General features: G+C 69.5%; 12 protein-coding genes. 6 read left to right on the plus strand and 6 right to left on the minus strand.

Annotation, left to right across the window (positions count from 1 at the left end; translation table 11 throughout):
* Positions 1–27: 27 nt before the first annotated feature.
* From PQI07_RS01465 to PQI07_RS01475, 3 genes are all read right to left on the minus strand, one after another.
* Entirely contained in the window at positions 28–1,125 is a 1,098-nt protein-coding gene (locus PQI07_RS01465; RefSeq protein ID WP_052083522.1) for a YeiH family protein, read from the minus strand.
* Entirely contained in the window at positions 1,122–1,454 is a 333-nt protein-coding gene (locus tag PQI07_RS01470) for a hypothetical protein (protein WP_274925920.1), read from the minus strand. Before PQI07_RS01470 ends, PQI07_RS01465 begins: the two co-directional genes overlap by 4 nt.
* Positions 1,455–1,516: 62 nt before the next feature.
* Positions 1,517–2,824, minus strand: a complete 1,308-nt coding sequence (locus tag PQI07_RS01475) for an MFS transporter (RefSeq protein WP_043346575.1) — start codon at positions 2,822–2,824, stop codon at positions 1,517–1,519.
* A gap of 280 nt (positions 2,825–3,104) precedes the next feature.
* On the opposite strand from PQI07_RS01475, the gene PQI07_RS01480 reads away from it, so the two are divergent.
* Genes PQI07_RS01480 through PQI07_RS01505 form a run of 6 tightly spaced genes read left to right on the plus strand, consistent with a single transcriptional unit; the run spans position 3,105 to position 8,922 of the window.
* Positions 3,105–3,920 carry an IclR family transcriptional regulator gene (locus tag PQI07_RS01480; protein ID WP_043386232.1) on the plus strand — a complete coding sequence of 272 codons (816 nt, stop codon included), beginning with the start codon at positions 3,105–3,107 and terminating at the stop codon, positions 3,918–3,920.
* Between the two features lie 15 nt (positions 3,921–3,935).
* Positions 3,936–5,093: a CaiB/BaiF CoA transferase family protein gene (locus tag PQI07_RS01485; protein ID WP_043346580.1), complete on the plus strand. Its 1,158-nt coding sequence runs from the start codon at positions 3,936–3,938 to the stop codon at positions 5,091–5,093.
* A 10-nt stretch (positions 5,094–5,103) separates the two neighbouring features.
* Positions 5,104–5,820, plus strand: a complete 717-nt coding sequence (locus PQI07_RS01490) for an enoyl-CoA hydratase/isomerase family protein (protein WP_182592569.1) — start codon at positions 5,104–5,106, stop codon at positions 5,818–5,820.
* Between the two features lie 25 nt (positions 5,821–5,845).
* Positions 5,846–6,673 (plus strand): CoA transferase subunit A, encoded by an 828-nt coding sequence (locus PQI07_RS01495; protein WP_043386239.1) that lies wholly within the window; start codon positions 5,846–5,848, stop codon positions 6,671–6,673.
* Positions 6,666–7,421: a CoA-transferase subunit beta gene (locus PQI07_RS01500; RefSeq protein WP_274925921.1), complete on the plus strand. Its 756-nt coding sequence runs from the start codon at positions 6,666–6,668 to the stop codon at positions 7,419–7,421. The genes PQI07_RS01495 and PQI07_RS01500 overlap by 8 nt, the downstream gene beginning before the upstream one ends.
* A 37-nt stretch (positions 7,422–7,458) precedes the next feature.
* Entirely contained in the window at positions 7,459–8,922 is a 1,464-nt protein-coding gene (locus tag PQI07_RS01505) for a class I adenylate-forming enzyme family protein (RefSeq protein ID WP_274925922.1), read from the plus strand.
* Between the two features lie 117 nt (positions 8,923–9,039).
* Here the strand turns inward: PQI07_RS01505 and PQI07_RS01510 are convergent, their stop codons facing one another.
* The 3 genes from PQI07_RS01510 to PQI07_RS01520 are packed head-to-tail and all read right to left on the minus strand — an operon-like array spanning position 9,040 to position 12,825.
* Positions 9,040–10,233 carry a YbfB/YjiJ family MFS transporter gene (locus PQI07_RS01510; protein WP_274925923.1) on the minus strand — a complete coding sequence of 398 codons (1,194 nt, stop codon included), beginning with the start codon at positions 10,231–10,233 and terminating at the stop codon, positions 9,040–9,042.
* Between the two features lie 19 nt (positions 10,234–10,252).
* A complete protein-coding gene (locus PQI07_RS01515) occupies positions 10,253–11,407 on the minus strand; it encodes an LLM class flavin-dependent oxidoreductase (protein WP_179697987.1) in 1,155 nt (384 codons plus the stop codon).
* Positions 11,408–11,436: 29 nt separating this feature from the next.
* Positions 11,437–12,825, minus strand: coding sequence for an MFS transporter (locus PQI07_RS01520; RefSeq protein ID WP_274925924.1), 1,389 nt, complete (start codon positions 12,823–12,825; stop codon positions 11,437–11,439).
* Positions 12,826–12,905: the final 80 nt, after the last annotated feature.

Genomic DNA, 12,905 nt, shown 5'->3' on the forward strand with positions numbered 1-12,905 from the left:
ATTCATCGCCTTCGGTTGCCGGCCGGATCAGCCGACCCCGAGGCCGCGGATGAGCAGGACGGCGATGGCCAGGAGCACGAGGAGCGAGGCGGTAACCCCGAGCGTCACCCGGCCGCCGACCTGGGCCAGGATGCGCACATCGACGCCCAGGCCCAAGGCGGCCATCGAGACGATCGTGAGGAAACCGGCGATCCGCGAGAGCGGCTGCAGCCAGTCCTCCGGAATGAAGCCGAGCGCGCGCAGCGTGGCGAGCGCCAGGAAGCCCAGGATGAACCAGGGCACCAGCTTGAAGAAGCCGAGCCGGCCTGGAGCACCGGCCCTTGCCCCGTCCGCGGGCAGGCGCGGCGCGATCAGCGACAGGACCACCACGACGGGTCCGAGCATCAGCACCCGCACCAGCTTGACCAACGTGCCCACCTGCGTCGCGAGCGTGCCCACCGGCACGGTCGCGGCCAGCACCTGTGGGACTGCGTAGACCGTAAGCCCCGCCAGCACGCCGTACTGATGTTCACCGAATCCGGCGAGCGGTACGAACAGCGGCAAGCCGAGCACCATCAGGACGCCCAGCACTGCCGTGAACGCGATGGCGGCTGCCACGTCCCGGCTGTCGGCGCCGATGACGGGCGCCACCGCGGCGATGGCCGAGTTCCCGCAGATGGCGTTGCCGCAGGCGATCAGCAGCGCCATGCGCACCGGTAGGCCCAGAGCGCGGCAGATGGCGCAACTCGCCAGGATGGTGAGCGCCACTGCGCCGACGATGCCGGCCAAAAGCGCCGGGCCCGACGCAACGATGGCCCCGAGACTCACCGAGGCTCCGAGTAGGACGACGGCCACCTCCAGCACCTGCTTGGCCGAGAAGGCGATTCCGGCCTTGAAGCGCGCTCCCGGCACCCAGGCGGTGCGCAGGGCCGTCCCGAGCAGGATGGCGAGCACCAGGGCCTCGACATAGGGGTGGCCGGTCAGATGCTCCTCGCCGGCCTGCAGCGCCTGCGCCATGACGGTCAGGATGAGGCACAGGAAAAGCCCCGGCATCAGCCGGCCGGCTGCACCGGCCCGAAAGGATCTGCCGGCTCGGACCGCGGGCACACTGTCTGGTGCGACCCGGGTGGCCATCCTGGCGGTCATGGCATCACCTCCTTGTCCGGCTCTCTAATGGTTGCGCCGAGACATGCGGCGCTGGCCTTGGCCTGCCGCCCCTCGATCATCGCCTGGTCGACCACCTGCTTGAGCGGCATGCCGATCCATCGGGCGCAGCCCGTCGCGCCCGCGTCGGATCCGGCGAACGGCGTCACCCGTTGCGGCAGGCGCGGGGGCATCTGCCGGAGCGGGCGCTTGCCCGGATACGCCACCCGCGGACGCTGCCCGGTGCCGAAGGTCGGCGACGCGGAGTCGGCCGCCCCGCTGCGAAGCGGCGCGACGACCCGGCCGCCCGCGCCGAGAGCCGACGTCGTCAAACGACTTCGCCTGCCCATCACGGTTCGCATCCCTCCCGGAGGCGCACCGTTGCGATCCGCGCTCAGGCCGGCGTGACGGCCGCCGTCCCGCGTCGCGCGATGTCGGCGTTGCGATAGAGCGTCAGTGTACCCACGATCGAGAACAGCGCCGCGCAGGCGAGCCAGAGGCCCGGCATGGCACGGTTCCCCGTTTCGTGGATCAGATAGGTGCAGACCGCCGGTGTGAATCCGCCGAAGATCGCCTGCGCGAGACTGTAGGCCAGCGAGAAGCCGGTGGCGCGCACCTCGGCCGGCATGATCTCGGTCAACGTGACGACCATCACGCCCTGATAGCCACCGTATAGGAAGGACATCCACATCAGGGCGGCCAGAAGCCGGCCGAAGGACGGGTCCGACACGAGCCACGCCATAACCGGGTAGGCCGTGAGGCCGATCAGCACCGAGAAGGTCAGCAGCACCGGCAAGCGTCCCACGCGGTCCGACACCGCCCCCATGACGGGAACCCAGATGAAATTCGCGATGCCGACGCAGACGGTGACGACGAAGCTGTCATGGGCGCTCAGGCCGAGCACCTGACGCGCATAGGTCGGTGTATACGCCGTGATCATGTAGAAGAAGACGCTCGTCAGCGTGACGAGCAGCACGGCCCTGAGAACGATGGCCCAGTTCTGGAGGAGAGACCGGTAGATCTCGCCGAGTGTCGCGCGGCGATGCTTGGCCCGCTGCGCGAAATCGGCGCTCTCCTGCATCGAGCGCCGGATCCAGAACAGGACCGGAATGATCAGGCAGCCGATCAGGAACGGGATGCGCCAGCCCCAGGCGAGCATCTGCTCCTCGGAGAGGAAACCGCGCAGGGACACGCCGATGATGGCGGCGAAGACCACGGCGACCTGCTGGCTGGCCGATTGCCAGCTCACGTAGAAGCCACGGTTGCCCGGCGTGGCGATCTCGGACAGGTAGACCGACACGCCGCCCGATTCCGCGCCAGCGGAGAACCCCTGCAGCAGGCGGCCGATCAGGACGAGAATGGGCGCGGCGATGCCGATCGAGGCGTAGGTCGGCGTGAAGGCGATCAGGGCGACGCCGATCGACATGATGGCGAGGCTCATGACCAAGCCGGCCCGTCGGCCGTGCCGGTCGATATAGGCGCCCAGCACGATGGCGCCGAGCGGGCGCATCAGGAAACCGATCCCGAAGGTGGCCAGCGACAGCATCAACGAGACGTACTCGTTGTCGTTGGGAAAGACCGCTTTCGCCACGGCAGCCGCATAGAAGCCGTAGACCATGAAATCGTACATCTCGAGGAAGTTGCCGCTGACGACGCGGAAGACATCCTTCTTGGAAGGTGGGCGTTGGGCCGAGGCGTCCATGGTTTCTCTCCCGTCAGCGGAGCGGTCACTTCCGCAGAAGTCTACCGCTGGTTCGAGAAGCGACGCAGGTTGTTCTATTATTTAGAACGCCGTCTCATGATTTATTAGGCTATGAAGGTCGTTGGGCGCCGTCAATGTCGAATCTGTTGCTCGCGCGATCATCGAACCGACTGGTCTGGGGCAAGCACTTACATTCCGCAGCAATCCGGAAGCACGCCCTTGACGGGTCCGGATGCGAGGCGATAGCGTTTAGCAGAACGCTGTATCGGATATTAGAACGATGGACAGCACACTCCTCAAAGGACTGACGCTTCTGGAGCACCTCGCCGGAAGCGATGCGCCCCGTGGCGTCAGCGAACTGGCGCGCGCCCTGAACCTGACGAAGAGCAATGTGCATCGCACGCTGCAGACCCTGGTGGCCGCCGGCTACGTGCACGCCAACCCGGGCGGCACCTACGCCTGCACCCTGAAGCTGTTCGAACTCGCCAGCCCGGTGGTGGCGCGGATCGACGTCCGGCAGGTCGCGGAGCCCTTCATGCGGGTCCTGGCCGAGCAGACGCAGGAGACGATCCACCTGTCGCTGCTCGACAGGGCTGACGTCATCTACCTGCACAAGATCGAGAGCCCGCAGCCGGTCCGCGCCTACTCGTCGATCGGTGGCCGCGCCCCGGCCTACTGCGTGGCCTCCGGCAAGGCGCTGCTGGCTTACCAGGAAGAGGCGCTGGCCCATCTGCCGGAGACGCTCCCGCTTCACACGCCGCGCACGATCCCGACGCTGGACCTGCTGCGGCGGGAGCTGGAGCAGGTCCGGATCCAGGGCTTTGCGGTCAATCGCGGGGAGTGGCGCGAAGGCGTCTGCGGGCTCGCCGCCATCGTTCACGATGCCATGGGCCGTCCCGTGGCTGCGATCGGCATCTCCGGTCCGGCCGACCGCCTGAACCCGACGGCTCTGCGCCGCTTCAGCGACGTCGTTGTCGACGCGGCGCGCAGCCTGTCGCGTGCCCTCGGCTACAACCCCATCACCGTCTCATCCCATCCGGCGCCACGCCACGCCCGAGGCCTCGCGCCCGAGCCTGCGTCGGCGACGGTTGTCTGATCGAGGAGTAGGCCCGTGCGACCGCTGTCCGGTATCCGCGTGATCGAGTTCTGCAGTGTTGCGGCCGGGCCGTTCTGCGCCATGCTGCTCGCCGACATGGGGGCCGACGTCGTCAAGGTCGAGAACCCGGACGGCGGCGACACGATGCGGGCTTGGCCACCCCTCAACGAGGGCTTCAGCGAGAACTTCGCCTCGCTGAACCGCAACAAGCGCTCCGTGACGCTGGACCTCAAGGATCCGGCCGACAAGGCGCGGGCCCTTGAGCTCATTTCCTCCGCCGACGTGGTGCTGGAGAATAACCGCCCCGGCGTGATGAAGCGGCTCGGCCTCGATTACACCAGCGTCAGCGCCGGGCGCCCGAGCCTTGTCTACTGCTCGATCTCGGCTTTCGGCCAGGAGGGGCCGCGCTCGTCCGAGGCCGGGTTCGACCTGACGCTCCAGGCGATGAGCGGCGTGATGAGCGTCACGGGCGAGCCCGGTGCGCCGCCCGTGAAGTGCGGCGTGCCGATCTCGGATTTCGGCACCGGGCTCTACGCGGCCTACGCCATCGCGGCGGCGCTGCTCCAGGTGCGGGCGGGCGGCACCGGCGTGCACATCGACGCCTCGATGTTCGGGGCCTCCCTGGCGATGGCAGCCCTCCAGACCAGCGAGTATTTCGGCAGCGGCCGCGACCCGAAGCGGCTGGGCTCGGCCCACCCGCGCAACGCGCCCTATCAGGCCTTCCGCGCCAAAGACGGCTACTTCGCCATGGCGGCGGGCAACAACGCCCTCTACCGCGCCGCCTGCGCGGCGATCGGGCGGAGCGATCTCGCCGAGGACCCGCGCTTCGCCACCACCGCCCTGCGGGCGCAGAACCAGAAGGACCTCCTCGGGATCCTAGAGCGCGACTTCGCCGACCGCACCTGCGCCGACCTGCTCGCCCGGTTCCGCGCCGCGGGCGTGCCCTGCGCGCCGATCAACGGCTACGCCGACGCGCTCGCCGATCCGCAGGTCGAGCACATGGGCTGGGTCCAGCCACTCACCCTGCCGTCCGGGTCCGAGACGCGCACCTTCGTGTCGCCGCTGAAATTCTCCGGCGAGGGCTTCCCGATCTACCGGGAGCCGCCGGCGCTCGGCCAGCACAACGCCGAGCTGTTCGGCGACGGCGCTCCGGCCCGCGCCCGCACGGCTTGAGGGCAGCGTTATGGACGAACTCCTGAAGGCGCGCAGCGGCGAGACGCTGACCCTGACACTCAACCGCCCCGACAAGATGAACGCCCTGTCGGCCGCCCTGGTCGATGCGCTCCTTGACGCCGTGGGAGAGGCGGCCGGCGACGGGACCCGGCTCCTCGTGCTCAAGGGAGCGGGCCGGAACTTCAGCGCCGGGTTCGATTTCGGCGGCTACGAGGATCAGTCGGAGGGCGACCTGCTGCTCCGCTTCGTGCGGATCGAGCAGCTTCTCCAGGCGCTCGCCCACGCGCCCTTCGACACCCTGGCGCTGGCGCACGGGCGGAATTTCGGCGCCGGGGTCGATGTGGTCTGCGCCTGCGGCCGGCGGGTCGGCGATCCGGCCGCCACCTTCCGCATGCCGGGTCTGTCTTTCGGGCTGGTTCTCGGCACGCGGCGCTACGCTGATCGCGTCGGGGGCTCCAAGGCCCGGCTCGTCCTGCAGGAGGGCCGGGTGTTCGATGCCCCGGAGGCCCTGACCGACGGTTTTCTCACCGCCATCGCGGCGACCGAGTCCTGGTCCGACACCGTCGCGGCCGCGTCGGAGGCGGCGACGCGGCTGTCCCCCTGGGCCGGCGCTGCCCTCAACCGCGCTGCCGCCCGCGACACCCGCGCGGACGACCTCGCCGATCTCGTCGCCTCGGCCGCGCGCCCGGGTCTCAAGGATCGCATCCGCGCCTACCGCGCGGCCTGACACGTTTCCGATCGGAGGACGCCCCGTGAGCGCCGGACCTCAGAAGATCATCCCCCTCGCGGATCTCGCCGCCCGGGTGCCGGACGGAAGCTCCCTCGCGCTGGGCGGCAGTTTCCTGCATCGCGGCCCCTTCGCGTTCGTGCGCGAATTGATCCGTCAGGGACGTCGCGACCTCGAAGTCGTCAAGCAATCGCCGGGCTACGACATCGACATCCTGTGCCGCGCCGGCGCCCTGTCCCGGGCCAGGGCCGGCATCGTCGCCATGGAGGGCAATTTCGGCCTTGCCCCCTGGTACCGCCGCGCAATCGAATCCGGCGCCGTCCGCCTGGAGGAGCATGCCTGCGCCAGCCTGACCGCGGGCCTGCGGGCGGCGGCCTTCGGCGTGCCGTTCATGCCCTGCGGCGGCATCCACGGCTCGGACTTGGCCGCCTTGAACGGCTGGAAGACGATCGAGGATCCCTACGGCAGCGGCGAGGCGGTCTACGCCATCCCGCGGATCCAGCCGGACTTCGCGGTGATCCAGGCCAACGAGGTCAGCGAGTCGGGAGACGTGCGCGTCTTCGGGACCTCCCACTGGGACCGGATCATGAGCCGCTCGGCCAAGCGCGTGCTCGTGGTGGCTGAGCGGATCGCGCCGGACGCCTCCTTCCGCGACCAGCCCGAACTGACGCTGGTGCCCCACTTCCTCGTCGAGGCGGTGAGCATCGTGCCGAACGGGGCGTGGCCCGGTTCGCTCTGGCCGGATTACGCGATCGATTACCCGGCCGTGGAGGCCTACATGACCGACGCCCCGGGCGTGCTCGCCGACCACCTCGCCGCCGGTCCCGAAGCGCGGGAGGTCGCCCATGTCTGAGGCGGCGTCCAACGTGACCGCGACTTGGTCGGGCTTCTCCTACATCGTCACGAACCTCGCCCGGTTCGTGCGGCCGAACGAGATCACCTTCAGCGGCGTGAACTCGGCCCTGCCGATGCTGGCCTGTCTCCTGGCCAAGCAGGCCTATCCCTTCGCGTTCACCTACATCAACGTCGCCGGTGGGGTCGATCCGAACCCGTCGGAGGTGCCGATCTCCTCCTCCGACCCCGTGCTCGCCGAGGGCTCGCGGGCGATCTTCGCCAACGAGGATTTCTACGATCTCTGCACCCGCGGCCTGATGGACCTGTGCTTCCTGGGCGCCGCCCAGGTCGATGGCCTTGGCCGCACGAACGTCTCCTGCATCGGCGACTGGCACGCCCCGCGGGTGCGGTTGCCGGGCGGCGGTGGGGGGGCCGTGATGCTGCCCACCGCCCGCCGGGCGGTCACATGGCGCACGGAGCATTCCCGGCGCACCCTGGTGGAGACCCTCGACTTCGTCACCGCGGCCGGCGGCATGCACGGCGTTGTCACGCCGATCGCCGTCTTCACGAAGCGCGAGGGCCGGCTCGCGCTGGCCTCCTGGCATCCGGAGGCGAGCCTCGACGAGGTCCGCGACCGTACCGGCTTCGCCTTCTCGGCGGAGGATGCCGGGCCGACGCCGCCGCCGACCCCGGAGGAGCGGGCGGCGCTGGCTTCCCTCGACCCGGCGGGCCGTTTCGCGGTCGATGCGGGCATCCGCCTGCGCTGAAGCGCGGGACAGACCAAGGGAAGAGGAGATCGCCGCCATGCCGGACTCGCTCAGCGCGCGGCTGCGCGCGGCCATCGCGCATCACGCCGAGGCGGGCCGCACGGCCCTCGCGGCCCCGGACCCCATCACCTACGCCGATCTCGGGGCACGCATCGACGCCGCCGCGGGGGCGGTCCGGGACTGGGGCGTCGAGAAAGGCGACCGGGTCGGGCTGATCGCACCCAAGAGCGCGGCGGCCATCGCGACCTATTTCGGGGCCCTGCAGGCCGGCGCCTGCGTCTGCTTCTTCGAGCCCGGGCTCGCGCCGGAGGTTGTGGCCGAGCAGGCGGCTCTTGTCGGCATGCGGCACCTCATCGTCGCCGAGGCCTACGCGGCGCAGGTGACCGGGCATGCCCTGGCCGGCCTGGACGTCCGGGCGCTTGACGGTTTCAGCCGCGGGGCGGCCTTCGCGGCCGAGATCGGCCCGCGGGACGAAGCCATGCTGCTCTTCACCTCGGGGAGCACCGGCCGGCCGAAGGGCGTGCTGCTGCGCCACGAAGGGCTCATCTGCAACGCCACAGGCGTGCTCCGCCATACCGGCACGGGGCTCGAAGACCGGCTTCTCCACGTCATGCCGCTCCACCACACGAACGGCGTCAACAATCAGCTGATCGTACCTCTGCTGGCCGGGGCCGAGATCGTGCTGATGGAGCGCTTCCAGGCCGAGGCCGCCCTCGACCATCTGCGCACCGGCGGCATCACCTACATGACCGGGGTGCCGACGATCTACGCGCGGATGCTGCCCCTGCTGCGCCAGGGCGAGCGCTTCCCGGGCCTGCGCTTCCTGCGCTGCGGCTCGGCGCCGATCACGCCGACCCTGCACCGGCAGATCGAGGACGCCTTCGGCGTGCCGCTCCTCGTCTCCTACGGCCTGTCGGAGGCAACCTGCACCTCGACCATGAATCCGCCAGGCCGGCGCCGCATCGGCACGATCGGAACCGTGCTGGAGGGGCAGAATGTCGGCCTGTTCGATCCCGTCACGGATCGCCCGGTCGAGATCGGTCGGGAGGGGGAGATCCGCATCTCCGGCCCCGCCCTGATGGCCGGCTATCTCGGCAGCACGGACCAGCCGATCGTGGATGGCTGGCTGCGCACGGGCGATCTCGGCCGCTTCGATTCCGACGGCTTCCTGTCCATCACCGGGCGCATCAAGGACGTGATCATTCGCGGTGGCGAGAACATCTCGCCCGCGCTGATCGAGCGACAGCTCGCCGCCCATCCCGCCATCCGCGATTGCTGCGTGGTCGGCGCTCCCGACGCGGATCTTGGCGAGGTGCCGGTGGCCTTCGTGGTGCTGCGGGAGGGCCAGGGCCTTGACGAGCCAGGCCTCAAGGATTTTGTGCGCGGTTCCCTCGCGCGGATCTATGTGCCGGCGCAGATCCACAAGCTCGATGTGCTGCCGGTCAACGGCGTCGGGAAGACCGATCGCAAGGCGCTGCGCAGCCTGCTGGCCGTTCCTTGATCCGCGCACGCAGGTGACGGTCCCCTCTCCTGGGCATCACGACGCCCCGGACGAGCGACGGCTCTCTCAGAACCCCGCGGGAGACCGCCTCCGCCGCCGGGTGGGCACCGCCGGCCTTCAGGCCGCCGCGTCGGCGCCCGGCAACGACAGGACCAGGGCCGCGGCGATCAGGAGCGCGGCCGCCGCGGCGAGGGACGGCACGGTGAAGCTTCCGGTCGCATCGGCTAAGACGCCCGCCGCCACGGGACCGATGACCTGCCCGGTCCCGAATGCCGCCATCATCACCGCGACGATCCGCTGACGATTTCCGGCATGCAGCCGCCGCGCCCCGTCGATGCCGAGCGACGTCAGGGCCACGAACGTCCCGCCTAGGGCGACGGCTGCGTAGAGGATGACCGGCTTATGAGCCGCCAGGACGCTGGCCATCACCCCCGACGCCTCGACGAGGCACGCGAGGGCGAAGCTGATCCGAAAGCCCAAGCGCTGCTCGACCCAGCCCCAGATCGCGACGGACGGCGCCGCGGCGAGACCGACGCACAGCCAGACATAGGCTTCGGCCGTCGCGAGTTGCGGCAACGTCCGGACAATCGCGACCAGGAAGGTGGCGGTGATCACGTAACCGAAGCCGAACAGACCGTAGGCGATCACGAGCCGGGCGATCGACGCAAAGGTCGCGGTCCCCGCCTGCGCCCGGGAGGCGGCCGGGGCGGATCCCTGGAGCAGCCAGAGGATCGGTCCCGCGAGCCCCAGGGCCAGCACGCCGCTGATTATCCAGAGGGCACGCCACCCGCATCCGGCCTCCTGCGCGATGGACACGACCGCCGCGGACAGCGCGATCCCGCTCCCGACACCGGCGTAATGGAGCGCGGCCAGATCGGAGCGCCCGGTCCGCGTCAGCCGGTCCATGACCAAAGCCGTGGCGAGGACGAAGCCGAGGGCGCTCGCCGCGCCGCCGACGAAGCGCAGGGCGACGAAGGCGGCGAGCGTCGAACACGCGCTCATGGCGACGAGCGTGGCGACGCAGGTCCCCAGGGCGCTGGCGAGCCAGAGCCTGCGTGCCCGGAGCAGAAGCGGGTGCGCCGAGGCCAGGGCGCCGGCGAGGTAGCCGGCGAAGTTGGCGGAGCCGATCAGGCCCGTTTCTGCCCGGGTGAGGCCGAGCCCGTCCGCCATGGCGGGCAGGATCGGCGTGTAGACGAAGCGACCGATGCCGATCGCGACGGCGAGCGCGAGGAAGCCGGCGGCAAGGGCCGGGAACGGCAGCCGGCCTCCTGCCTCCCCCGCGGCCGGGACAGGCGCAGCGGCGCCGCTCACCGGCACCGACCGCCGCTGTTCATGTCCGCAGACCCGCCTGCTTCATCATCGGGATGACCGCCTCGCCGAAATAGGCGAGGTCCGGCAGGTAGTCGAAGAAGTTGACCTGGACGCCGTCGCAGCCGGCCGCCTGCAGCTTCACGAAGCCTTCGACGATCTGCTCGGGCGTGCCGACAAGGTGGACGTTTCCGCCGATCACCCACTGGGCGCGGCTGTGACCGCGCCAGGACTTGGTGTCCCCGCCCACGAAGGTCTGGACGAAGTTGTCGGCCGCGACGGGATCCTCGTGCTCCAGGATGCGGCGGTAGGCCTCCTGCGCCTCCTTCTCGGTGGGGCGGCAGATCACGTGGGGGTTGATGATCGTCTTGACCTGCCGACCCAAGGAGGCGGCGAGGTCCTTGATCCGGGCGTTGACCGGCGGCAGGGTCTCGTAGGCCTTGGCGGGCTCGGCGCCGCCGGGACTCGTGATGAAGATCAGGTCCGAGTGCTTGGCCGCGTAGGCCAGCCCGGCGCCGGACGAGGCCGCGTTGACCAGGAAGGGCCGGCGGGCCCCCGGACGCGGCGCCAGGAAGGCGTTCTCGGTCTTCCACCAGCGCCCCGCGAAGGTCAGGTTCTCGTCCTCGGCCCAGAGGCGCTCCAAGAGCGTCGTGAACTCGTCGGCCATGTCGTAGCGCAGGTCGTGCTCGATCATGTCGAGGCCGAACATCCGGTACTCGCTCGGCTTGTAGCCCGTGACGACGTTCACGCCCCAGCGGCCGCCGCTGATGTGATCGAGGGCGGCCCCGAACTTGGCGAGATGCAGGGGGTGCCACGCGTAGAGGATGTGCACCGTGTTGATGAGGACGATCCGCTTCGTCATCGCCGCCAGCGCGGTGTTGACGATGATCGGATCGAGCTCGTGCTCGCGGAAATGCATCTCGCCGCCGTAGCCGCCCTTGCCCATCCATTGGGCGAGGCCGAAGGCGAGGTCGAAGCCGAGATCCTCGGCCTGCCGCGTACACTGGGCAAGGTAGTCGAAGGTCCAGGAGGTCGAGCGCGGGGCCCGCGACGGGCTCCAGGCGCCCTCCTGCATCGGCAGGAACAGCCCGAGGATGAGCTTGTTCGGTGCGAGGCGTTCCAGGGGCGAGGCCGGCGCGTCGTGGGCGTGCGGCGTGAGGGGGTTCTGGGTGAGCATGCTCGTCACCTTCACGGGTCAGGCGGTTGTCAGGAGAGCGTGGGCTTGGCGCTGGACGCGACGAGGGGTTGGCCAGCGTCCGGATCGGGCGCGCGCGGCGCGACCGAGATGTAGTCCTCCTGCGAGCGGTCCTTGAGGAGCGCCGCCGAGATCAGGCTGATCGCCGCGATGATCGCGAGGTAGCAGCTGATCGCCGTTGAGGTGCCGTAGGTGTGCATCAGCCACGTCGCGATGATCGGCGCCGGGCCGCCCGAGGTGAGGGAGGCGAGCTGGTAGCCGATCGAGGCACCGCTGTAGCGCACGTTCGGCGGGAAGCTCTCGGCGATGAAGGCGGCCTGCGGCCCGTACTGCATGTCGTGGACGACGAGAGAGGCGACCACCGTCAGGGCGATCACGGCCGGGATCGCACTGTTGATCAACCAGTAATAGGGGAAGGCGAAGACCAGCATCGTGAAGGCGCCGATCAGGTACATCCGCTTCCGGCCGACGCGGTCCGACAGGTAGCCGAACAGCGGCGTCGTGATCAGCGAGGTTGCGGCGGCCGCCAGCACGCAGTTGAACAGGAACGACCGTTCGAGCTTCAGCACGCCGGTGCCGTAGGAAAGCAGGTAGGTGGTGAAGAGGACGAACGGCGCCTGCTGTCCGGTGCGGATCAGGCAGGTGAGCAGGATGTCCTTCCAGTACAGCCGCACGGCGTCGAGGACCGGTGCCTTGGCGACCTGCTTCTTGGCCTTCATCTCCTCGAAGACCGGGGTCTCCAGCACGCCCAGGCGGATGTAGAGGCCGACGGCGATCAGGACGGCGCTCAGCAGGAAGGGGATGCGCCAGCCGATCGTCTCGAACCACTCGGGCGAGCCGGCATGGGTGACGACGGTGAGGACGAGGACGGCCAGCAGCATGCCCAGCGGCGAGCCGAATTGCGGCCAGCTCCCGGCCAGGCCGCGCCGCTTGTTGAACTGACCCCACTCGGTCGCGACCGCGATGGCCCCGCCCCACTCACCGCCGACCCCGACGCCCTGCAGGATCCGCAGGGTGGTCAGGGCGACGGCCCCCCAGATGCCGATCGAGTCGTAGGTCGGGATCAGGCCGATGAGGACGGTGCTCACCCCCATCAGCATCAGCGTGACCACGAGCGTGGCCTTGCGGCCGATCCGGTCGCCGAAATGTCCGAAGATCGCCGCCCCGAAGGGACGGGCCACGAAGCCGAGAAAGAAGGTCGAGAAGGAGAGGAGCGTCGCCGCGAACGGGTCATGCGACGGGAAGTAGAGCTTCCCGAAGACGAGCGCGGCGACGAGACCGTAGAGGTAGAAGTCGTACCACTCGATCATCGTGCCGATCGTGGCGGCGATCACGGCGCGACGCGCGTGCTTCGCCTGACCCGGATCCAATCCGGGCCGTCTGTCTTCTGCAGAGGCCATCGTTTCCACCCTCGTGTTGGCGTCTTGAGCGATTGCGCTCTCTTTTTCTTGGTGCAGATCCTTTTGGGGCCACACTGCTC

This window comes from Methylobacterium sp. 092160098-2, from assembly GCF_028920805.1.
Taxonomy (GTDB): Bacteria; Pseudomonadota; Alphaproteobacteria; order Rhizobiales; family Beijerinckiaceae; genus Methylobacterium; species Methylobacterium fujisawaense.